This window comes from Streptomyces sp. NBC_00876 (assembly GCF_045207435.1).
Taxonomy (GTDB): domain Bacteria; phylum Actinomycetota; class Actinomycetes; order Streptomycetales; family Streptomycetaceae; genus Streptomyces.
Window position 1 is genome coordinate 6069890 of record NZ_CP108800.1, and the last position, 19834, is coordinate 6089723.

20 protein-coding genes and 1 pseudogene are annotated in these 19834 nt (G+C 70.0%); 13 read left to right on the top strand and 8 right to left on the bottom strand.

The features are described 5' to 3' along the window. Nucleotides 1–44: 44 nt before the first annotated feature. Nucleotides 45–1661, bottom strand: coding sequence for an adenosine deaminase (locus OG782_RS26845; RefSeq protein ID WP_406455155.1), 1617 nt, complete (start codon nucleotides 1659–1661; stop codon nucleotides 45–47). A 175-nt stretch (nucleotides 1662–1836) separates the two neighbouring features. Between OG782_RS26845 and OG782_RS26850 the strand changes: the two genes are divergently transcribed. The 3 genes from OG782_RS26850 to OG782_RS26860 are packed head-to-tail and all read left to right on the top strand — an operon-like array spanning nucleotide 1837 to nucleotide 4135. Beyond that, nucleotides 1837–2226 (top strand): GntR family transcriptional regulator, encoded by a 390-nt coding sequence (locus tag OG782_RS26850; protein ID WP_326657688.1) that lies wholly within the window; start codon nucleotides 1837–1839, stop codon nucleotides 2224–2226. Beyond that, nucleotides 2223–3113 (top strand): ABC transporter ATP-binding protein, encoded by an 891-nt coding sequence (locus OG782_RS26855; protein ID WP_327708685.1) that lies wholly within the window; start codon nucleotides 2223–2225, stop codon nucleotides 3111–3113. The genes OG782_RS26850 and OG782_RS26855 overlap by 4 nt, the downstream gene beginning before the upstream one ends. Beyond that, nucleotides 3110–4135, top strand: coding sequence for an ABC transporter permease (locus OG782_RS26860; protein WP_406455158.1), 1026 nt, complete (start codon nucleotides 3110–3112; stop codon nucleotides 4133–4135). The genes OG782_RS26855 and OG782_RS26860 overlap by 4 nt, the downstream gene beginning before the upstream one ends. Before the next feature lie 28 nt (nucleotides 4136–4163). Here the strand turns inward: OG782_RS26860 and OG782_RS26865 are convergent, their stop codons facing one another. Continuing rightward, nucleotides 4164–5021 (bottom strand): class I SAM-dependent methyltransferase, encoded by an 858-nt coding sequence (locus OG782_RS26865; protein WP_406455160.1) that lies wholly within the window; start codon nucleotides 5019–5021, stop codon nucleotides 4164–4166. A gap of 48 nt (nucleotides 5022–5069) precedes the next feature. On the opposite strand from OG782_RS26865, the gene OG782_RS26870 reads away from it, so the two are divergent. The 4 genes and pseudogenes from OG782_RS26870 to OG782_RS26885 all read left to right on the top strand — a co-directional run bounded on the left by OG782_RS26870 (nucleotide 5070) and on the right by OG782_RS26885 (nucleotide 8305). Further along, nucleotides 5070–5735 carry a class I SAM-dependent methyltransferase gene (locus OG782_RS26870; RefSeq protein ID WP_406455162.1) on the top strand — a complete coding sequence of 222 codons (666 nt, stop codon included), beginning with the start codon at nucleotides 5070–5072 and terminating at the stop codon, nucleotides 5733–5735. Next, nucleotides 5736–5924, top strand: a pseudogene (locus OG782_RS26875) (TetR/AcrR family transcriptional regulator); the annotation flags it as partial. 210 nt (nucleotides 5925–6134) lie between these two features. Further along, nucleotides 6135–7013 (top strand): GH25 family lysozyme, encoded by an 879-nt coding sequence (locus tag OG782_RS26880; RefSeq protein WP_406455164.1) that lies wholly within the window; start codon nucleotides 6135–6137, stop codon nucleotides 7011–7013. 155 nt (nucleotides 7014–7168) lie between these two features. Further along, nucleotides 7169–8305, top strand: coding sequence for a glycoside hydrolase family 3 N-terminal domain-containing protein (locus OG782_RS26885; RefSeq protein WP_406455166.1), 1137 nt, complete (start codon nucleotides 7169–7171; stop codon nucleotides 8303–8305). Nucleotides 8306–8539: 234 nt separating this feature from the next. Here the strand turns inward: OG782_RS26885 and OG782_RS26890 are convergent, their stop codons facing one another. Then, nucleotides 8540–8791 carry a DUF397 domain-containing protein gene (locus OG782_RS26890; RefSeq protein ID WP_406455168.1) on the bottom strand — a complete coding sequence of 84 codons (252 nt, stop codon included), beginning with the start codon at nucleotides 8789–8791 and terminating at the stop codon, nucleotides 8540–8542. Beyond that, complete coding sequence (locus OG782_RS26895) at nucleotides 8788–9609, bottom strand: Scr1 family TA system antitoxin-like transcriptional regulator (protein WP_406455170.1); 822 nt, start codon at nucleotides 9607–9609, stop codon at nucleotides 8788–8790. The genes OG782_RS26890 and OG782_RS26895 overlap by 4 nt, the downstream gene beginning before the upstream one ends. A gap of 111 nt (nucleotides 9610–9720) precedes the next feature. Between OG782_RS26895 and OG782_RS26900 the strand changes: the two genes are divergently transcribed. From OG782_RS26900 to OG782_RS26915, 4 genes are all read left to right on the top strand, one after another. Continuing rightward, entirely contained in the window at nucleotides 9721–10185 is a 465-nt protein-coding gene (locus OG782_RS26900; protein ID WP_406455172.1) for an ATP-binding protein, read from the top strand. Nucleotides 10186–10200: 15 nt separating this feature from the next. After that, nucleotides 10201–11244: an NAD(P)/FAD-dependent oxidoreductase gene (locus OG782_RS26905; RefSeq protein ID WP_406455174.1), complete on the top strand. Its 1044-nt coding sequence runs from the start codon at nucleotides 10201–10203 to the stop codon at nucleotides 11242–11244. Continuing rightward, complete coding sequence (locus tag OG782_RS26910) at nucleotides 11241–11888, top strand: SAM-dependent methyltransferase (protein WP_406455176.1); 648 nt, start codon at nucleotides 11241–11243, stop codon at nucleotides 11886–11888. Before OG782_RS26905 ends, OG782_RS26910 begins: the two co-directional genes overlap by 4 nt. Nucleotides 11889–12090: 202 nt before the next feature. Next, entirely contained in the window at nucleotides 12091–12648 is a 558-nt protein-coding gene (locus OG782_RS26915; protein ID WP_406455178.1) for a DinB family protein, read from the top strand. A 118-nt stretch (nucleotides 12649–12766) separates the two neighbouring features. Here OG782_RS26915 and OG782_RS26920 read toward each other — a convergent pair whose 3' ends face one another. Beyond that, nucleotides 12767–13381, bottom strand: coding sequence for a YceI family protein (locus OG782_RS26920; protein WP_406455180.1), 615 nt, complete (start codon nucleotides 13379–13381; stop codon nucleotides 12767–12769). A gap of 225 nt (nucleotides 13382–13606) precedes the next feature. Here OG782_RS26920 and OG782_RS26925 point away from each other — a divergent pair, with 225 nt between their 5' ends. Further along, nucleotides 13607–14128 carry a hypothetical protein gene (locus OG782_RS26925; RefSeq protein ID WP_406455182.1) on the top strand — a complete coding sequence of 174 codons (522 nt, stop codon included), beginning with the start codon at nucleotides 13607–13609 and terminating at the stop codon, nucleotides 14126–14128. A 74-nt stretch (nucleotides 14129–14202) separates the two neighbouring features. On the opposite strand, the gene OG782_RS26930 is transcribed toward OG782_RS26925, so the two are convergent. Genes OG782_RS26930 through OG782_RS26940 form a run of 3 tightly spaced genes read right to left on the bottom strand, consistent with a single transcriptional unit; the run spans nucleotide 14203 to nucleotide 17721 of the window. Beyond that, nucleotides 14203–14958, bottom strand: a complete 756-nt coding sequence (locus OG782_RS26930) for a copper homeostasis protein CutC (protein ID WP_406455184.1) — start codon at nucleotides 14956–14958, stop codon at nucleotides 14203–14205. Further along, a complete protein-coding gene (locus tag OG782_RS26935) occupies nucleotides 14955–16478 on the bottom strand; it encodes a M81 family metallopeptidase (RefSeq protein ID WP_406455186.1) in 1524 nt (507 codons plus the stop codon). The genes OG782_RS26930 and OG782_RS26935 overlap by 4 nt, the downstream gene beginning before the upstream one ends. 22 nt (nucleotides 16479–16500) lie before the next feature. Beyond that, on the bottom strand, nucleotides 16501–17721 hold the full coding sequence (locus OG782_RS26940) for an ROK family protein (protein WP_406455188.1): 1221 nt from the start codon (nucleotides 17719–17721) through the stop codon (nucleotides 16501–16503). 287 nt (nucleotides 17722–18008) lie between these two features. Between OG782_RS26940 and OG782_RS26945 the strand changes: the two genes are divergently transcribed. Next, nucleotides 18009–19826, top strand: a complete 1818-nt coding sequence (locus tag OG782_RS26945; protein WP_406455190.1) for a peptide ABC transporter substrate-binding protein — start codon at nucleotides 18009–18011, stop codon at nucleotides 19824–19826. Nucleotides 19827–19834 lie beyond the last annotated feature (8 nt).

The following is a 19834-nucleotide window of genomic DNA, read 5'->3' on the forward strand; positions in this document are numbered from 1 at the left end:
GCGGGGCCAACGGCCCCGCACCCCAGGTGACGGTCTGTCCTGTGTCAGCGGCGCCCGGCGTGGTCGCGCTCGAAGGCGGCGAACGCCGTCTCCTGACGCCACTGCGTCGCGGCCTTCGGATTGTCGGCCAGGTAGCGGGCGCAGCGCGGGCTCGGGTCGCCGCTGCCGGGCCGGCCGCTGCGGCAGGCGGGGACCGCACGGTAGCCGGAGGGGGCGGAACCCGTGGCCCACAGGCTGCGGCCCTCGCGGAAGGCGTACTCCAGCGAGGCGCGGGCCAGGTCCTTCAACGTGGTGTAGCCGAGGTCGTACGTCTTGGCGGCGTACTGGTACTCATGACTGATGTCGATCCGCGAGACCCCCGGGTCATCGGTGGCCAGGACCACGGGGACGCCGTAGCGGCGGTAGGCGTTGAACGGGTGCTCGGGGCCCGAGATGCCGAGGATCTGCTTGTTGCTGGAGAACGGCACCTCGACCGCGACATCGCGCCGCGCCATCGTCCGGGCCAGCTCGCGCCAGTCGTCCTCGTGGACCAGGTCCACGCCGTGCCCGATGCGCTCGGCTCCGGCGACGAGTACGGCCTCGCGGATGTGGAAGGTCAGGTCCTCGGGCTTGACCAGCCCGGGAACCAGCTCACCGGCGTGCAGGGTGAGGTGGGCATCGGGGTACTGGCCGCGCAGGTACTTCAGCATCCGCATCTGGAGGCTGTAGTTGCTCAGCGAGCTGTCCCAGTCCTCGGGCTGTACGAGGTTGACCGCGACGAACCTGGGATCGCGCTCCGCCAGCCGCAGCCCCACCGCCATCTGCGTGAACACCCGTGCCGGTGAGCTGCCCCGGGAGACCTGGGAGATCCAGCGGACGGGCAGCCGGCAGCCCGGATCGGGGCGCGCGGTGTCGCAGTGCGCGGCCGCCCGGAACTGCGTATTGGCGTCGTCGGCTTCCTGGACCGCCTCGTTCACGACCCGGTCGAGCTGCCCGCCGGCCTGGAGCCTGCGGTGGAACGCGGCCAGGTCGGCGTCGTAACCCACCTCGTCGGCAAGCTTCTTGGCGCTGTCCGAGGCCGGGGTGACCATGGTCTCCAGATAGAACTGGTTCTGCTCCACCACGGTGTTGGCCACATTGGCCAGCAGCTTGCCCCGGTCCCACGTCGCCAGGCCGAACTTGCCGAACGTGTCGAAGAAGTGGTCGTGCCCGGACTGGTCGGCCGGGAAGTCCTGCATGGACCAGGCCCGGATGATCTGCTGCCGGAAGTCCGCGTCCGTCCGCGCGTCGGCGGCGGGCCGCGTGCCCGTACCGCAGGGCGGCGCGACGGCCGTCATCGTCGCGTCGATGCACAGGCCCCGCTCGATCGCGAGCTGGATCAGGTACTCCGTCGAGGCCGCACCCGACAGGTGGTTGTGGAGGTCGCCGCCCTTCGGCAGCGCCTTGAAGAAGGCCTTCAGCCGCTGGGGCCTGCCCTGCGAGGCGTTGAGATACGCGGCGGTCCTGCGCTCGGCGGCCGTCACCTCACGGGGCGAGGTGAACCCGGTGGCCGATGGTGATGCGTCGTCCGCCGGTGCGGCCTCGGCGGGGAGCGCCGGGAGCAGCGTCAGTACGGCGAGCGAGCCGAGCCCGGCCAGGAACGGGTACTTGGGACGGCGTGCCGTCCGGATGGTTGAGGTCACCGCCGAATGATCGCGTCTGGGTCGGAGGGATATCGCCTGAATCGCGGCTGGGGCCGGACACGTCCACTCGATCGAGTGGGGGGCCGTCTGACCCTCGCCTGCCTTCCGACGGCCCTTGACGTGACGTACCGCCAGAGTCCTATAGTGCTAGGACCCTAGATGAATAGAGGCGACGGTGATCGAGTTCCACCTCGATGCCCGGTCCGGCGTCGCGCCGTACCTGCAACTGGTTCACCAGGTCCGACAGGCCATGCGCCTGGGGCTGTTGTTCGAGGGGGATCGCCTGCCCACGGTCAAGGACGTCGCGGCGAAAGTGGCGATCAACCCGAACACCGTGCTCAAGGCGTACCGGGAGCTCGAGTACGAGGGGCTGGTGACCAAGAAGCCCGGCGTCGGCACTTTCGTGTCGAGCACCCTCAGCGACGCCTCGCTGTCCCAGCACGAGCCACTGCGGCAGGAGTTGCGCGGATGGCTGACGCGGGCGCGGGCCGCCGGTCTGGACGAGGAAAGCATCGAGGCCCTGTTCCTGAGCACGTTCCGTACGGCCACCGAAGAGGAGCAATGACCGCCATTCTGGAAGCCATCGGCCTGGGCAAGCGATACGGCCGCCGCCAGGCACTCTCCGACTGCACGCTCAGCGTGCCCGCCGGCCGGGTCGTCGGCCTGGTCGGCCCCAACGGGGCAGGGAAGTCAACGCTCCTGCAACTCGCCTGCGGGCTGATCACCCCGACCTCGGGCACCATCGAAGTCGTCGGCGGACGCCCCGCCGCAGACGCGGCCCAGCTGGCCAAGGTCGGCTTCGTCGCCCAGGACACCCCCACGTACGCCGCGCTGACCATCGCCGACCATCTGCGCCTGGGCGCCCGCCTCAACCCCACCTGGGACAAGGGCCTGGCGGAGGGCAGGATCCGGGACCTCGGCCTCGACCCCGCCCAGCGGGTCGGCAGGCTCTCCGGCGGTCAGCGGGCCCAGGTCGCGCTGACGCTCGCCGTCGCCAAGCGCCCCGAACTGCTCATCCTGGACGAACCCGTTGCCGCCCTCGACCCGCTGGCCCGCCGCGAATTCCTCCAGGGGCTCATGGAGCACGTCGCCGAGCACGGCACCACCGTCATCCTCTCCTCGCACCTGGTCTCCGACCTGGAGCGGGTCTGCGACCACCTGATCTCCCTGGTCGCCTCCCGGGTCCAGCTCGCCGGAGACGTCGACGACCTGATCTCCACCCACTTCCGGCTGACCACGGCCCGCCGTGACGCGGAGAGCCTCCCGGAGGGGATGCGGGTGCTCCAGGCCACCCACACCGAACGCCAGAGCACCTTCCTGGTGCGAGCCGACACCGCCCTCCATGACCCCGCCTGGGTCCTGGAACCCCTCGATCTGGAGGACCTGGTCCTCACCTACATGGCCGAAGGCAGAACCGCCACCGCCACGATGACCCCGGAGGCACAGCGATGATCTGGCTGACCTGGCGCCAGTACCGCGTCCAGACCCTCGCGGCCCTGGCGGCGCTGGCCGCTGTCGGCATCGCCCTCGTGATCACGGGGATGCGGATGCGGACCTCGTACGACGGCGACGTGGCCGGCTGCTCCACCACCTGCGAAGCGGCCAAGAACGCGTTCGTCCACGAATACGAGACCCTGGCCGCCCTCGTCACGGGACTGCTCGTCGTCGTGCCGGGCGTCATAGGGATCTTCTGGGGTGCGCCCCTCATCGCCCGCGAGCTGGAGACGGGCACACACCGGCTGATCTGGAACCAGAGCATCAGCCGCAGCCACTGGCTCGCCGTGAAGCTCACGGCCGTCGGCCTGTCGTCCGTCGCCGTCACCGGTCTGCTGAGCCTCATGGTGACCTGGTGGGCCCGCCCGCTCGACGAGATCACCAGTAACCGGTTCGATCCGCTGCTGTTCGACGGCCGGGGCGTCGCACCACTCGGCTACGCCGCGTTCGCCTTCACCGTAGGAGTCTGCGCGGGCCTGCTGATCCGCCGGACGGTCCCCGCGATGGCGGTCACCCTCGGCCTCTTCGCCGCGGTCCAGATCCTCGTGCCATACGCGATCCGGCCGCTGCTCATGGAGCCGGTGCGGGCGGAGGTGGCACTGGCCGGCCTCGGCATGGCGGCGCAGGAGGGAAGGCCGGCGGAGGGCGCCGCATGGAGCGCCACCGACATCCTGCTGTCGGGCGACGGGGAGAACGCCCAGGTGAAGGTCGGCCTCTCCAGGCCCGGGGCCTGGGTCCTGTCCGGCCTCGGACCCGTACTGAACGCCGAGGGCGAGGAGATGCGCGGCACCGCGGGCTGTGCCGCGCGGGAGACCGACCCGCTGCGCTGCTTCGCGAAGTCGGACTTCCACGTGGCCGTGGAGTACCAGCCCGGGGACCGCTACTGGAGCTTCCAGTGGATCGAGACGGCGATCTTCGCCGCACTCGCGGGCATCCTGGCCGGGTTCAGCGCCTGGTGGCTGCGCCGGCGTCTGGACTGAGCAGACACCTGACGGGCCTCCGGGCCCGTCAGGTGGTCGCCACCAACAGGTCCTCCCCGCTCGACGGCCGTAGGCCGTCCGCCCGACCGGCGAAGTAGCGTTCGCCGAGCGAGGCCCCCGACACATGCCGGACGTCGGCGAATCCCGAGGCGCGCCCCAACTCCAGCATCTCCTGCGGACGGTAGAAACTGATGAACGGCGTCCCGGACGCCTGCGCCTGCGGTTTGGTGGCCTCCATCGCGGGGCGGTCGGCGGCATCGAGGAGTTCGGTCGGCAGCATGAACGTCATGGCGAGCGTCGATCCGGGTGCCAGCCCCGCCAGCCGCCGCAGGGTCGCCGCCGTGGCCTCCTTGGTGAGGTACATGGTGACGCCGGTGCAGACGACGAGCGCCGGGAGCCCGGGATCGAATCCGGCGTCGGTCAGCCGCTCCCACCAGTCCTCGCTCGCTTCGAAGTCGACCGGTACGAGGCGAAGCCAGTCCGGGACGCCGTAGCCGGTCTCGTTCAGCCGCCGCCCCTTCCATGCCGTGGTGGCCGGCTGGTCGATCTCGAACACCCGCAGACGGGAGGCGATTTCCGGCCTCCGCTGGGCGAAGGTGTCAAGCCCGGCGCCCAGCACGACGTACTGGGTGATCCCGTGACCGGCCTGCTCCACGACCAGGTCCTCGATGAACCGGGCGCGGGCCACGATGGCGGCCCGGAAGGTGCTGGTGCCCTGCGGGTGCATGTCCGGGCGCTGTCGCCACCCCTCGTCGGGGTCCGCCAGTCGCAGTCCGACCTCGTCCTCGATGACATGGGGCGGAGCGTCCACCTGCATATGCAGCGCCCGCCACAGAGCCACCCGTACCGCGGAGCTGTCCGGAACCCCGCTCTGTCCATCCGCCATGGCGCAACCACTTCCTCGGGTCAGATGCCGACTCACTAGATTGTGACCATGTCAGATGCGCCCTCCTCCGTGTCGGAGCCCGGCAGTGCCGCCGATGTCGTTCGAACGTGGGACGCGCGCGCCGACCGCTACCTCCGGATGTTCCGCCACGAGTGGGACGGAAAGCCCTTCGACCTGGATGTCCTGAACGCGTTCGCCGGGCGAGTCGCCGAGGGAGGCCGGGTGTACGACGTCGGCTGCGGTCCCTGCGGCCATGTGACGGAACTGCTGGCTGCCCACGGTCTCGACGCCCTCGGAATCGACCTCTCACCGCGCTGCGTCACCCTCGCGCGGCAGGAGAGGCCGGCGCGCCGGTTCGCGGTCATGGACCAGCGGGGCATCGCGGGGGAGCGGCTGGATGGGCTGGTCTCGTACTACTCGCTCCACGACCAGCCGAAGGGACAGCTGGCTGCGGCCCTCGCCTCGTGGGCCGCGGCGCTCCGCCCCGGCGGGCAGCTGCTGATCGTGGCGAAGGAGGGGACCGGCGACGGGGTGGTCGACGATCCGCTCGGCAGCGATCTGCGCGTGTACTGGGCGGAGTTCACGGAGTACGAGCTCCGCACCGCTGCCGGGGACGCGGCCTTCCGCGTCGACGACTGCACGGTCCGCGAGGCGTACGACGACGAGATCCCGACCCGCCGCATCTACCTCTCGGCGACGCGCCACCGGGGCTGACGAACGGCCGACCCGTTCGACATCATGGCCATGGTCATCGCCATGTCCATGGCCTGGTCCCCGGTCAGCAACGTGTATGCGGCCAACAGGCAAGAGCCCGATGACGTCCATGACCGGCGACGCGCGCTGCTCCGCGACTGCGTCCGGAGCGCCACCGCGGCCGGCGGAGGCGACTCGCCCTCCTCGTGACGGCCACCGCCGCTCCCGCAGGCCGGAAGGCTTCTTTCAGTGCCGGCCGTTTGTGCAGCTCACCGGGGCGCGGACAGGTCTAGACCGCTAACGAAAAGAGAAAACTATTTACCGCAGGGGCGTCGCTGTGGCTCACTATGACGTGTTCCCGACAACCGGACGCGCGTAGACCGTCGTGGAACGCATCCCCCCCACAAGCAGGAGGCCGCCATGTTCCCCCGGAATATCTCCCTCAGATCCGCCCAGAAGAGAATCACCGTGGCCGCTGTCGTCGGCACGAGCGCCGCGCTGCTGCTGGGCCTGATGTCCGGCACCGCGTCGTCGGCGCCCGTGCCGGACAACCCCGTTCCGTACGGCAAGGGGTACATGGGCGTCGGCTACGTCCAGGACAGCAAGGACTTCAAGCCGGACCCCCGCCAACTGCACCTCGGCGCACGGGCGGACGCCAACCTCAAGGCGAACCCCGAGGGCATCGACGTCTCCAGCTGGCAGGGGGGCATCAACTGGAGTTCGGTCCGCGGCGCGGGCATCGAGTTCGCCTGGATGAAGGCGACCGAGGGCCTGTCGTACAAGGACCCGACGTTCAGCGCCAACTACCTGAACGCCTACAACGCCGGTGTGATCCGGGGCGCCTACCACTACGCGCGGCCGGACGTCTCCGGTGGCGCGGCCCAGGCGGACTTCTTCGCGAGCAACGGCGGCGCATGGTCCCGCGACAACCTCACGCTCCCCGGCGTGCTGGACATCGAGGGCACCTGCTACGGCTACTCCCAGGCCGGCATGCGGCAGTGGGTCCTCGACTTCTACAACACGTACAAGGCCCGCACGGGCCGTGACGTCGTGATCTACACCAGCCCGAGCTGGTGGAACACCTGCACCGGCGGCTGGAGCGGCATGTCCGCCCTCAGCCCGCTGTGGGTCGCGAACTGGACCACCGGCACCCCCAGCATCCCGGCAGGCTTCCCGTACTACACGGTCTGGCAGTACAGCTCCACCGGCTCGGTGAGCGGCGTCTCCGGCAATGTCGACCGCGACCGCTTCAGCGGTGACCGCTCCCGCCTGCTGGCTCTGGCCAACAACACCCCGTGACGACGGACACCGGAACCCGTCGCCCCGTCCCGGGCGTGGCCTCTGCGTGAGGGTTACGGGGGCCGGAGCGGCCGTCTCGCCGGTCGCCCCGGCCCCCGCGTGCCCTCCCGAGGGTTCTGCCCGGCTCCACGACACTTCGTGAAGGAGTAACAGCCATGAGCTCGACACCACCTCTCAGCCGGCGCGGCGCCCTGATCGCCGGAACCGCGGCTCTGGCCGGCGGGCTGGGGCTGGCGGCAAGTTCGCAAGCGGCCGTACGGATGCCGGAGAGCTCACGCTCCGAGGTCGCCGCGCTGTCCCCTGAGCAGCGCGCCGGGCAGTGCGTCATTCACTCCTACCCAGGCCTCACGCCCCCCGCCTCCCTGATGAACGCCATCAAGGAAGGCCGCACGGCCGGTGTGATCTTCTTCGGGGAGAACATCGAGAACCTGAGCCAGATCGAGAGCGTCATCCGGTCGATGAACGCGGCCCACGCCTCGTCCCCCGTGAACGCCCCGCTGCTCCTGATGACCGACCAGGAAGGCGGCATGGTCCGCCGCCTGCCCGGCGAGCCCGTCATGTCCGCCAAGGACGTCGGCGCCTCCGCCGACCCGCACCAGTGGGCCGACTTCACCGGCAGCGGCGCGGGCATGAACCTCGCCGGCGTCGGCATGAACGTCAACCTCGCGCCGGTCCTCGACGTCTACCGCCAGAACGGCGACTTCACCGACCAGTACGAACGCTCGTACAGCAAGTCCGCCGCAGCCGTGGCCAGTTGCGGTTCGACCTTCATCACCGCCCAGCAGGGCGTCGGTGTCGCCGCCACCGCCAAGCACTTCCCCGGCCTGGGCCCCGCGACCGCGAGCCAGAACACCGACATCCGCCCCGTCACCATCACCACGTCCGCGGCCACCCTTCGCAGCGTGGACGAGGTGCCGTACCGGGACGCGATCGCCGCCGGTACCAAGCTCGTCATGCTGTCCTGGGCCATCTACACGGCCCTGGACTCCACGCGCCCCGCCGGTCTTTCCCCGACCGTCGTCGGTGAGCTGCGCAACCGGCTCGGCTACACCGGCGTCACGATCACCGACGCCCTGGAGGCCGGTGCGCTCCAGTCCTTCGGCAGTACGTCGCAGCGCGCCGTCACGGCCGCGTCCGCGGGCATGGACCTGCTGCTCTGCTCGTCGCGCAGCGTCTCCCAGGGCGACGAGGCGGTGACCGCCCTGAGCGACGCGCTGGCGTCGGGCCAACTGGACGGTGCGGCTTTCGACGCCGCCGCCGCGCGCGTTGCCGCTCTTCGAGCAGGGCTGTGACGGGCGACCCGACAACCGGCAGGCCGGTCCCGCGTTCCGGGCGAGGCCGGTGCCGGGGACGAACCCGGGGTTGCAGGTCACAGGGTCGATTCCGAGGGCGGCCCGTGGGCCGGCCGCGGCAGGCTGGTCGGGGTGGCCCTGCGAGCAGGCTGGGGCAGTGTCCGGATTCCTGAGCGAGTGGTGGACGCAGACGCTGCGGACGGAGTCGCCGCCGATGAGCCCGCTGCCGCGCTGCTAGACCGTCGCGTCGAGGAACGCGGACCAGGCGTGCGGGGGGACGGTGAGGACGGGGCCGTCGGTGACCTTGGAGTCGCGGATGTGCACGGCGGCGGGGTGGGCGGAGACCTCTACGCAGTCGCCGCCCTGGTCGCTGCTGTGGCTGGACTTGCGCCAGTCGTAGGCCACTTCGAGGCAGTCGCCGCCCTGGCTGCTGCTGTAGCTGGACTTGAACCAACTGAGGCCGGTGCCGTGTGCTGCGCGGGTCATGTTTCTCCAAGCAGGTCGTCCAGTAGGCGCATGCTTCTCTCGACGGAAAGCGCCTGCGAACGCAGCATCCCATACATCTGTTGGAGCACGCTGACGTCATCCGGATCCTCGTGGAGGAAGCTGACTCGCTGTCCTTCGATGTACGCGAGATGGTCGTGATCCGGGGTCTCCAGCAGCACCATCGGGCCTGCCAGGCCTGCGTGTTTGGGCAGTTTCATCGGCATGATCTGGAAGCCGACGAAGGGTAGGTCTGCACACACGCGAAGGTGCTTGATCTGCTCGCGAATGACGGCAGGGTCTCCGAGCTCGCTGCGCAGAATGCTCTCCTCCAGCACGAAATGGAGCATGGGGCGTGGCCTGCGCGCAAATAGTCGTTGCCGGTCCAGACGTGCGGCAACCCATTCCTCCTGCTCGTCCTCCTCGATCGGTGGGTAGAGGCAGGAGAAGACGAACCGAGCGTACGCCTCGGTCTGAAGCAGCCCCGGAACCACCTGGTTCTGGTACGAAAGCAGGGTCACCGCCTCCTGCTCGTACTCCACGAAGTCCTGTACGAACGCCGGGAACCGCTCCTTCTGTGGCACCTTCGCCACGGCGACCTCCAGCACCCCCTTCGTGTCCAGCAGCACGTCCAACTGGCGCGCGAAGTCTGCCTGAAGCGGCCGCCGCCCCTGCTCGATCGACGCGATGGTGTCCTCGCCCACGCAACACCGCTCCGCGAGCTCCGCCTGTGTCATCCCGGCCGCCTTGCGAAACGTGGCGAGCTGGGCGCCGATCACGTGCCAGGACGTGACGCGCTTGTTCCTCTTGGCCGACTGCATGGCTTGCCTCTCCCCGTAACGGACACCGGATGACCCGTCAGGGGTCGTACGGCCGCGTTGTACGACCTGACGCACTGATCAACCGTAGTGACGGTGTGTGACCTTCGTCTCATGAACGAGACAACTCAACTCCCCTCCTTCCGCGAGGCGTTCTACCGGCGTGAACGTCGGTCGATCCCGCTCGTACGGAGGTTCGCGCGCGAGGCGCTGGTCGACTGGGCGTGCGGGGTGGATGTCGGCGACGTACTGCTCTGCGTGAGCGAGCTCGCCACCAACGCGCTCGTCCATGGGGTGCCGCCGGGGCGCGGGTTCCGTATTCACCTCTACTGGGAGCGGGGTGGAGGCGGCAGGCTCCGTGTCGAGCTGCATGACAGCGGTGACGGCGAGGTCCCGGCCGTCCGGCGCGCGGAGCCCTGTCCCGACGCCGAAGGCGGGCGCGGGCTGCTGCTGGTTTCGGTGCTGGCCGATGCGTGGGGCGTGGGGGAGCGGAGTCCCGGCAAGGTCGTCTGGTTTGAGTTTGCTGCTTCGGCAAGGATCTTTGCCGAATCCGGACCCTGCGCGCACCATCTTCCGTAGATGGAGGTGTTTCGCATGAGCGACATGACGCAGACGTACGACGTGGTGGTGATCGGTGGCGGGGCCGCCGGCCTGAGCGGCGCGCTGGCCCTGGGGCGGGCCAGGCGTTCGGTGCTGGTGATCGACGCGGGCAGCCCGCGCAACGCACCCGCTTCCCACGTGCACAACTACCTCGGGCGCGAGGGCACCCCGCCCTCGGAGCTGGTGGCCGTGGGCCGCAAGGAGGCGGCCCAGTACGGGGCCGAGTTCGTCGAGGGTGAGGTCACGGCGGCGGAGAAACTGCCGGGTGGCGCCGGGTTCCGCGTCGTGCGGGGGGACGGCACCGCCGTCACCGCGCGGCGCCTCCTCGTCACCACCGGGCTCGTCGACGAACTGCCGCCGATCCCCGGCCTTGCCGAGCGCTGGGGGCAGGACGTGTTGCACTGCCCGTACTGCCACGGCTGGGAGGTCCGGGACGCGGCGATCGGCATTGTGGCCCTCAGCCCGCTGGCCGTGCACCAGGCACTGCTCTGGCGGCAGTGGAGCGCCGACGTCACCCTCTTCCTGCACAACGCGCCCGAGCCGAGCGACGAGGAGTACGAGCAGTTGGCGGCGCGGGGCGTGGCCGTGGTGGACGGGGAGGTGGCCGGTCTTGAGGTGAGCGGCGACCGCCTGACCGGGGTGCGGCTGGCCGGTGGCCGGGTCGTTCCGCGCGAGGCCGTCGTGATCCAGCCGAGGTTCACCGCGCGCTCCGGGGTGCTCGACGGGCTCGGCCTGCGCGCCACCCCGCTGGAGGTGGCCGGTCACACCGTCGGTACGTACATCGCGGCCGATCCGGCCGGGGCGACGGAGGTGCCCGGTGTGTGGGCGGCCGGTAACGTCACCAGTCTGATGGAACAGGTCATCGGTGCCGCCGGGGCGGGGCTGAAGGCCGCCGCCGCCATCAACGCCGACCTCGTCGCCGACGACACCCGCCGTGCGGTCGAGGCCCGCCGCAGCCCCTTCTCGGCCGAGGCCGAGCGCGAGGTCTGCGAGCGGACGTCCGGAAGCCGCCGTCACGGATTGCAGGAGACACGATGACAACCGACAGCAGCGCCTCCGACGCGGCCAAGGCGTCCGACGCGGAACTGTGGGACGAGCGCTACCGCGAGAGCCACCGGATCTGGTCCGGGAATCCCAACACGATGCTCGTCCGCGAGGTGGAGGGGCTGACGCCGGGGCGCGCCCTGGACCTCGGGTGCGGCGAGGGGGCCGACGCGGTCTGGCTCGCCCGCGTGGGCTGGCAGGTCACCGCCACCGACATCTCGCGCGTGGCCCTGGACCGGGCCGCCGAGCACGGGGCCGAGGCGGGGGTCGCAGACCGTATCGACTGGCAGTTCCACGACCTCGGGGTCTCCTTCCCCGAGGGGGAGTACGACCTGGTCTCCGCGCAGTTCCTGCACTCGATGGGCGACCTTCCGCGCGAGCGGATCCTGCGCCGGGCCACCGCGGCGGTGGCTCCCGGCGGTGTGCTCCTGATCGTCGGCCATGCCGGCTTCCCGGCCTGGGAGCACGACCACGCCGACATGGAACTCCCCACCACGGACGAGGTGCTGGCCTCCCTCGAACTCCCCGAGGGGGAATGGGAGGTGCTGCTCAGCGCGGAGCACGAGCGCGTGCAGAACGACCCGGACGGGAAGCCCACCACTCGTACGGACAACGCCCTGAAGGTCCGCCGCCGCTGACGGCTGGTGCCATGGGGCGGCTGGTCGGTGCCGGACCATGTACGCCGGACCACGTATGCCGGACCACGTACGCCGGATCGTGGTCCGGTTCGGGGAGGGCCGGGCCTGTCCGGGGGCGCGCATGGTTCAGGTCGGGAACTGACCTATATGGCCTCTAGCGTCTTCCCTGACCGGCGAACACGAACGACAGAAGGCGGAGATCATGACTGTCAACGAGGCGACCACCCGCGACATGGCCGATGTCACGGCCGTCACCGGCGAGCGCGCCGAGCTGCTGGACAGCCTGGCCAAGCACCGGCACTTCCTCCGCTTCACCACCCGTGACCTCACCGACGAGCAGGCGGGGCTGCGCACCACGACGAGCGAGCTGTGTCTGGGCGGTCTCATCAAGCACGTCACCTCGGTCGAACGGAGCTGGGCGGGCTTCATCGTGGACGGCCCGTCGGCGATGCCGGACTTCACCGCCATGACCGAGGCCGACTTCGCGCGGCGGGCCGACGAATTCCGGATGCTGCCCGGCGAGACGCTGGAGGGCGTGCTGGCGGACTACGCCGAGGTGGCGCGCCGGACCGACGAACTGGTGGCCACGCTGCCCGACCTGGACGCCGGCCACCCGCTGCCCAAGGCTCCGTGGTTCGAGGCCGACTTGCAGTGGTCGGCGCGCCGGGTACTGCTGCACGTCATGACCGAGACCGCTCAGCACGCCGGTCACGCCGACATCATCCGGGAGTCGATCGACGGCGCCAAGAGCATGGGCTGACCGCCGTACCCGCCGGCTCATGGCGGGGCAGGCGCACCGCCTCCCCACGCCGAGCGCCCGCCGTCCGCCCCGGAAAGGGCGGAAGGCGGGCGCGCTCGGTTCCGGGTGTCCCGGTGGATCAGGCCTGCGGGGCGGCGGCCTTGATCGCGGAGATGTCGAAGTTGAGCTTCACCTTGTCGCTGACCATCACGCCGCCGGTCTCCAGCGCCGCGTTCCAGGTCAGGCCCCAGTCGGAGCGCAGGATGTCGGCGCTGCCCTCGAAGCCGACGCGCTCGTTGCCGTACACGTCGGTCGCGGAGCCGTTGAACTCCAGGTCGATGGCGAGCGGGCGGGTGACGTCCTTGATCGTGAGGTCACCGGTGACGCGGTACTTGTCGCCGCCGAGCTGCTCGGCAGCCGTCGAGCGGAACGTCATGAGGGGGAACTTCTCGGCGTCGAAGAAGTCGCCGCTGACCAGGTGGCCGTCGCGGTCGGCGATGCCGGTGCTCACGCTGGCGATCTTGACGTCGATCGAGGCGGCGGAGTTGGCCGGGTTGCCGCCGTCCAGCTTCAGGCTGCCCTCGTGCTCACCGAAGGAGCCGCGCACATTGGTGACCATCGCGTGACGGACGGTGAAGCCGATGCTGCTGTGGGACGCGTCGATCGCGTAGTCGCCGGTGAGGGCGGCCAGGGCCGGGTCGACGGCGGCGGTGGTGGCGGGGGCGTCATTGTTCTTGCGGTTGAACAGAGCCATGGCTCCTCCTCGGGGACGTGATCGAGCGGGGCTCGAAGTAGTTGTTTAACCTTCAACGAGATTCACTGTAGACCCATTTTGTTCAAAGTTCAACATCAAGGGTCCAGGCTGTTACGCGCGGCGCCGTGGATTCACCCGGCCGTCACATGCGGCCCTCTGGCGGACGCGCGTAGAACTCGGGCACTATCACTCTGCCCCATTGTCATGCACAGGAGGAGTCCCCCCATGGTGTCCCGTATGACGCTGCGCCCCGTCCTGACCGCCCTCGCCCTCGTCCTCGGTGTCCTCTTCGCCCCCGGAATCGGTGTCGTCACCGGTACGACGGACGCTTTCGCCGTCACCAAGCTCACCCACAGCCAGGCGACCTCCCGATTCAGCTCGTCCGGCGTCACCTGGTCGTCCTCCGGCGGGTGCTCCGACCGCAATGTCGCCACCTGCACCTCGTTCGACCAGCTCAACCTGCCGACCGCCCAGGGGGCCCAGACCCTCAAGAGCGCCACGGGCTGCGCGCTCAACATCACCGGCGGCACCGAGACCGGCCACGCCGGCGGAACGTACTCGCACTGGAACGGCTACAAGCTCGACTTCGCCAAGACCACCTGCCTCACCAACTACGTGCACGGCGTGTTCAGTTATATCGGCCTGCGCGGCGACGGCGCGCCCCAGTACCAGTCAGGATCCGGCAATGTCTACGCGGACGAGGGCAACCACTGGGACGTGACGTACTACAACTGCGGCGGCTGCTGACAGCTTTCGCGCCCCGCGCATGACAGCGCCCCCGCCCGGGAAGGGCGGGGGCGCCGTCATGCGCGGGGAGGCGGTCAGCCCACCGCCTCCAGTGCGCGTCGCGCCTGAGCGACTACCTCGGGGTCGGTGACGAAGTGGGTGTCCTGCTCGGCCGACGCTCCGCCCGCGCCGAGCGGTATCCAGGTGCCGCCGGGCCGGCGCGGCGCGCGGGTCTTGGCGGAGAGGTGGACGGAGGCGACGCCGGCCGCGGCCAGCGCCGGGATATCGGCAGGGCGCACGCCGCCGCCGGCCATCACCTGCACGCCCGGGGCGGCGGTGACCATCGCGGCGATCGCAGCCAGCCCGTCGGCCGCGGCGGGAGCGCCGCCCGAGGTGAGGACCCGGGTCAGACCGAGGGAGGGCAGGAGCGCGGCGGTGGCCACCGGGTCGGCGGACTGGTCGATGGCGCGGTGCAGGGTGACGTCCACCGGGCGGCCCGCGGCGCGGGCCGCCTCGGCGAGCCGGGCGACCGCGACGGTGTCCAGGGTGCCGTCGGCGGTGAGCGCTCCGACAACCACCCCGGCGGCGCCGGAGGCGATGACGGACCGCACCTCGGCGGCCATGAGCGCGATCTCCTGCGCGTCATGGACGAAGTCGCCGGGCCGGCACCTGACCAGCACCTGCACCGGCAGCCCCTCCGCCGCGACCGCCTCGACCAGCGCGGCCGACGGAGTCAGGCCGCCCAGCTCCAGCGCGGTGCAGAGCTCGACCCGGTCGGCGCCGTTCTCCCTGGCGACGCGGGCGCCCGCCGGTGAGGTGACCGCGATCTCCAGGGCGGGACGTGCGCTCACTCGTCGTCCCCGGTCAGCGGCTGGTCGGAGGCGGGGATGACGCGGGCCGACAGGTCCGGGTCGGCCATCGCGCGGTCGAACGGGAACATCGGGCGGCGGATGCGGTGGTGGCCCAGGCGCACCAGGTCCTGGTCCACACCGCCGGGGGTGAGCGCCATCTTCCAGCCGACCGACATGTCGAAGAGCTCGGGCTCCAGGTAGCCGATCTTCACGATCACGATGTCGGAGCCCCTCGGGTCGAGGCCGAGGTCGGTGAAGTCGTGCTCGTGGTGGTAGGGCTTGCGGAGCTCCGTGAGGATCGCGTACACGCTGCCCACCCGGATCACGACCTCGGTCCGGGCGTCGCGGTCGCCGTGCCGCACGGAGTGCACCGTGCCGGTCAGGGTGACAGGGCCCGCGTGCCGGTCGTCGACCTCCGCCCCGGCGGTGACCGTGACGGTGGCGCCGACACCGGCGGCGACGGCCGTCGCGACGGCGGCCGGTCCCGGCACCGATGCGTAGATGACGGCCGGGCCGTCGGCCTCCTTGAACTCCGGGCGGGCCAGCAGCCGGGTCAGCCCCCAGGTCATGTCACCGGAACCGCCCGCGGTCGGGTTGTCCCCGGTGTCGCTGATGAAGTACGGGCGTTGGGCGGAGCCCAGGGCCTCGTCCAGGATGCCGTCGAAGGTGCCGGTCGGGGCGACGAACTCGAAGCCGTCGCGGGCCTTCCAGAAGCCCTGGGCCAGGCGCTCCGCACCGGCCGACACGGCAGCCCGGTCGGTGCCGGTGACCACCACCGCGGCGCGGTTGCGGGGTTCGTCGGCCCAGGCGTAGCCGACCCAGATGGCGGCGTCGGTCACGCCGCCCATGGCCTCGACGTCGTCCACCGCCGCGTACACGCTCCTGGCGGGCTCGATCCGGGTGGAGGTCTGCTCGCCGGCCAGCAGCACCGGTACCGGCACCCAGGCCTTGACCGGACGGGGCGCCCCGGAGGCCAGCAGCTCCACCAGGTTGCGGACGGCCCGCTCCTTGGTCTCCATGTGGTCCTCGTGGGGCGCCATCCGGTAACAGGTGATCAGGTCGCTGCCGTGGACGAGTTCGCGCGAGACGTTGCCGTGCAGGTCCATCGAGGTGGAGACGATGACGTCGGGGCCGACGGTGGCGCGGATGCGTTCCAGCAGGACCACCTCGGCGTCGTCGATGCCCTCCACGGTCATCGCGCCGTGAATGTCGTACCAGAGGCCGTCCGGGCGGGGCAGCGCGGCGAGCCGTTCGATCAGCTCGTCGGTCAGCTCGGTCCAGGCCGCTGCGGTGACGGTGCCGCCCGGCAGCGACTTGCCGACCAGGGCGCCGTGCCAGTCGGCCGCCTCGCGCAGCTCCTCACCGGGGGCCAGGAAGGGGTAACGGTCCAGCACCTCGGCGCCGCGCGAGGGATGGAAGGCGGCGGCCCGGGTCCGGGCGGGGGAGAAGGTGGAGGACTCGATGCCGAGCCCTGCGATGACGATGACCGGGCGGGATGCTGCGGTGCGGGATTGCGACATGGCTCCTCGTAGGGGTCGGGCGTCAGAGGTGACGGGGGGTGAGAGTGCCGAACCGGTCGGCTCCGCCCACCTCGTGCAGGGCGTGGGTCAGGGCGCGCTGAAGGGCGAACTGGCCGGCGCCGACCAGCCCGGCGTCGGCGCCGAGCCTGGTCCGCTCGATGGTGAGGTGCTCGGTGACGAGCGGGTGGCAGCTCTCGTAGAGCCGGCTGCGCACAGCGGCGACGAACTGTTCCAGGGTGGAGAGGATGCCGCCGAGGTAGACGGCGTCCGGGTTGAAGAAGTTGACGTTGGCGGCCAGCACCTGGCCCAGGTAGTCACCGGCCCTGCGGACCGCGCGGGTGGCCAGCGGATCGCCGTCGACGGCCAGCCGGGCCACGTCCTCGGTGCTGCTCACGTCCACCCCGCGTTCGCGCAGGATGCGGACCAGCGCGGCGCCGGACGCCACGGTTTCCAGACAGCCGGTGTTGCCGCAGGAACAGGGGATGCCGGCACCGGCGTCGATCCGGATGTGGGTGATGTCCCCGGCGGCGCCGGTCGCGCCGCGGTAGAGGCGCCCTTCGGCCATCACGCCCGCTCCGATCGCGGATCCGATCTTCACCATGATCGTCTGGGCGTGCCCGTCGAGCCGGACGGTGTGTTCGCCGACCGCCATGCAGTTGGCGTCGTTGTCCACGGCCGCCGGGACTCCGAAGCGCTCCTCCAGCCAGGCGGCGACCGGAAAACGGTTCCAGCCGGGCATCCGTGACGGCCGGACGACCGACCCCGAGACGACGTCCACGGGTCCGGGCAGCGAGAGCCCGACCCCGCGCAGGCTGCCGGGTCCGCGCTGTTGAGCCAGCGCTTCCAGGGCCTCGGCCAGCCGCGGCAGGGCCGCCTCGGGTCCGTCGGCGATCAGGAAGGGGACGGTCGAGACGTCGCTCAGGCCGCCGCCCGGAAGCACCACGCCGATCCTGGCGTGCCGGCCGCCGAGGTCGGCGGCGACGGCGAACTCGTCACGGCTCCCGATCCTCAGCGCTTTGCGGGGACGCCCACCGGTGGAGGACTGGGTGCCCTCCTCGGCGACCAGGCCGCGGTCCACCAGGTGGCCCACGGTGAGGGAGACGGTGGAGGCGGCGGCCCCGAGGCGTTCGGCGAGTTCGGTACGTGACGTCGCCTCGCCCGACGCGATGAGTTCCAGGACACGCACGGCGAGGGACGGGGTCCCTTTCGTGGCCTTGCGGTCCCACGCACTTATTCCAGTCATGTACAAAGTTACTTCCGCAACGGGGTATGTGGCGAAGACGATACGCCCGCACTTCGCACAGGGGAACAGCGTAGTGAAGGAAGTACGTCACCCGTAAAATCCCTTATATCACCCCAAAGTGCCCCAAGTTGTCGGGAGGAATGGGGCGAGAGGACTTTCGTCGAAAGTGCAGTAACTTACTTGTTATTAATTCTTGTTTGTTTCTTCGACAACAGCGGCGTTAGCTGTCGTGAACGCAGCGCCGACCCCCCTGAGCGGCTGCGGGCCCTTTCACTCCGAGGAGAGTCATGATCCTGACCCGCACGGCGAACAGCCGCCGCTGGGCCCTCGCCGCGGGCGTCGCCACCACGGCGGCCGTTCTGCTGTCCGGCTGTTCCGGCGGCGGTACGACCTCGTCCGGCTCCGGCTCGAAGGACAGCATCAACTACGCGCTGCCGGCGAACTTCACGCCGAACTGGATCCTCCCGGTCGGCACCGCCGAGCACCTGAACACCAACAACTCCTCGATATCCCAGTCCCTCTGGGAGCCGCTGATCGCGTACGACGGATCCACCGGCAAGGTCGGCTGGAACAAGAACAACTCGCTGGCCACCGGCGCCGACTTCGCGAAGGACAGCAAGAGCGTCGCGATCACCCTCGGCGACCGGCACTGGAGCGACGGCGAGAAGATCACCTCGCGCGACGTGCAGTTCTGGTTCAACCTGGTCAAGGCCAACCGGGAGGACTGGGCCAGCTACAGCCCGGGCAAGGCGCCGGACAACTGGACCTCGCTGAAGATCGTGGACGACACGCACTTCACGATCACGTTCGACAAGGCGTACAACACGCAGTGGATGCTCGCCAACGAGCTGAGCATGATCCGCCCGATGCCGCAGCACGTCTGGGACAAGACGAGCGACGCGGGCAAGGTGTCGGACCTCGACCTCACCACCGAGGGCGCCAAGAAGGTCTGGACGTACCTCAACACGGCCGCCAAGAAGATCTCCGGTTACGCCACCGACCCGCTCTGGAAGACGGTCAGCGGCCCCTACACCATCAAGACGTTCTCGACCGCCGGCAAGGTGCAGCTGTCGGCCAACGCCAAGTACGACGGCGGCGGCAAGGCCAACATCAAGACGGTGAACCTGCTCCCGTTCACCACCGCGGACGCCGAGGAGAACGCACTGCGGGCCGGCACGGTCGACTACGGCTACATCAACGCCACCAACCTCAGCCAGGAAGCGTCCTTCACCGCCAAGGGCTACACCGTCAAGCCGTGGGCCGGCTGGGCGATCACGTACATGCCGTACAACTTCAACAACCCCACCATGGGACCGGTCTTCAAGCAGCTCTACGCCCGCCAGGCGATCCAGATGTCGGTGGACCAGACGACCCTCTCCAAGGTGATCTTCAACGGCACCGCCGTCTCCACCTACGGCCCCGTCCCGCAGGGCCAGACCTCCGCCTTCGTCTCCGAGAAGCAGAAGAACAACCCGTACCCCTTCTCCACCGCCAAGGCGAAGAAGCTGCTCACCGACCACGGCTGGACCGAGCAGAGCGGCACCATGGTCTGCACCGACCCGGGCAGCGGCGACGACCAGTGCGGCGCCGGCGTGGACAAGGGCACGAAGTTCCGGATGCAGGTGCTGTCGCAGTCCGGCTCGACCGTGACCGACAACCTGATGAGCGCCCTCCAGTCGTCCTTCGCCAAGTCCGGCATCGGCTTCAGCATCAAGACCGCACCGGTCAACTCGGTTCTCGCGCAGGCCGGTCAGTGCACCGCCGGCGATTCCGGCTGCAAGTGGCAGCTCTCCTTCTTCGGCAGCGCGGGCAGCTGGTACTTCCCCGCCTACCCGAGCGGTGACTCCCTCTTCGCCACCGGCGGCGCCTCCAACTTCGGCAGCTACTCCAACACCGCCGTGGACAAGCTGATCAGCGAGACCACCACCGACTCCTCCCCCGTCGCCATGCAGAAGTACAGCGCCGCGCTGGCCGAGGACCTTCCGGTCATCTGGCTGCCGGAACCCGACTACCAGGTCTCCGTGGTCAAGAGCGGCCTCGGCGGCTTCTCCCAGGACTCGCTGGCCAACTTCCACCCCGCCATGTGGAAGTGGACCAACAAGTAAGCCCGGTT

Bases quoted from the DNA above. Each gene is read 5' to 3' on its own strand.
- OG782_RS26855 (WP_327708685.1), top strand. From the start codon at position 2,223: ATGACCGCCATTCTGGAAGCCATCGGCCTGGGCAAGCGATACGGCCGC.
- OG782_RS26860 (WP_406455158.1), top strand. From the start codon at position 3,110: ATGATCTGGCTGACCTGGCGCCAGTACCGCGTCCAGACCCTCGCGGCC.
- OG782_RS26865 (WP_406455160.1), bottom strand. From the start codon at position 5,021: ATGGCGGATGGACAGAGCGGGGTTCCGGACAGCTCCGCGGTACGGGTG.
- OG782_RS26870 (WP_406455162.1), top strand. From the start codon at position 5,070: ATGTCAGATGCGCCCTCCTCCGTGTCGGAGCCCGGCAGTGCCGCCGAT.
- OG782_RS26880 (WP_406455164.1), top strand. From the start codon at position 6,135: ATGTTCCCCCGGAATATCTCCCTCAGATCCGCCCAGAAGAGAATCACC.
- OG782_RS26885 (WP_406455166.1), top strand. From the start codon at position 7,169: ATGAGCTCGACACCACCTCTCAGCCGGCGCGGCGCCCTGATCGCCGGA.
- OG782_RS26890 (WP_406455168.1), bottom strand. From the start codon at position 8,791: ATGACCCGCGCAGCACACGGCACCGGCCTCAGTTGGTTCAAGTCCAGC.
- OG782_RS26895 (WP_406455170.1), bottom strand. From the start codon at position 9,609: ATGCAGTCGGCCAAGAGGAACAAGCGCGTCACGTCCTGGCACGTGATC.
- OG782_RS26900 (WP_406455172.1), top strand. From the start codon at position 9,721: ATGAACGAGACAACTCAACTCCCCTCCTTCCGCGAGGCGTTCTACCGG.
- OG782_RS26905 (WP_406455174.1), top strand. From the start codon at position 10,201: ATGAGCGACATGACGCAGACGTACGACGTGGTGGTGATCGGTGGCGGG.
- OG782_RS26910 (WP_406455176.1), top strand. From the start codon at position 11,241: ATGACAACCGACAGCAGCGCCTCCGACGCGGCCAAGGCGTCCGACGCG.
- OG782_RS26915 (WP_406455178.1), top strand. From the start codon at position 12,091: ATGACTGTCAACGAGGCGACCACCCGCGACATGGCCGATGTCACGGCC.
- OG782_RS26920 (WP_406455180.1), bottom strand. From the start codon at position 13,381: ATGGCTCTGTTCAACCGCAAGAACAATGACGCCCCCGCCACCACCGCC.
- OG782_RS26925 (WP_406455182.1), top strand. From the start codon at position 13,607: ATGGTGTCCCGTATGACGCTGCGCCCCGTCCTGACCGCCCTCGCCCTC.
- OG782_RS26935 (WP_406455186.1), bottom strand. From the start codon at position 16,478: ATGTCGCAATCCCGCACCGCAGCATCCCGCCCGGTCATCGTCATCGCA.
- OG782_RS26940 (WP_406455188.1), bottom strand. From the start codon at position 17,721: ATGACTGGAATAAGTGCGTGGGACCGCAAGGCCACGAAAGGGACCCCG.
- OG782_RS26945 (WP_406455190.1), top strand. From the start codon at position 18,009: ATGATCCTGACCCGCACGGCGAACAGCCGCCGCTGGGCCCTCGCCGCG.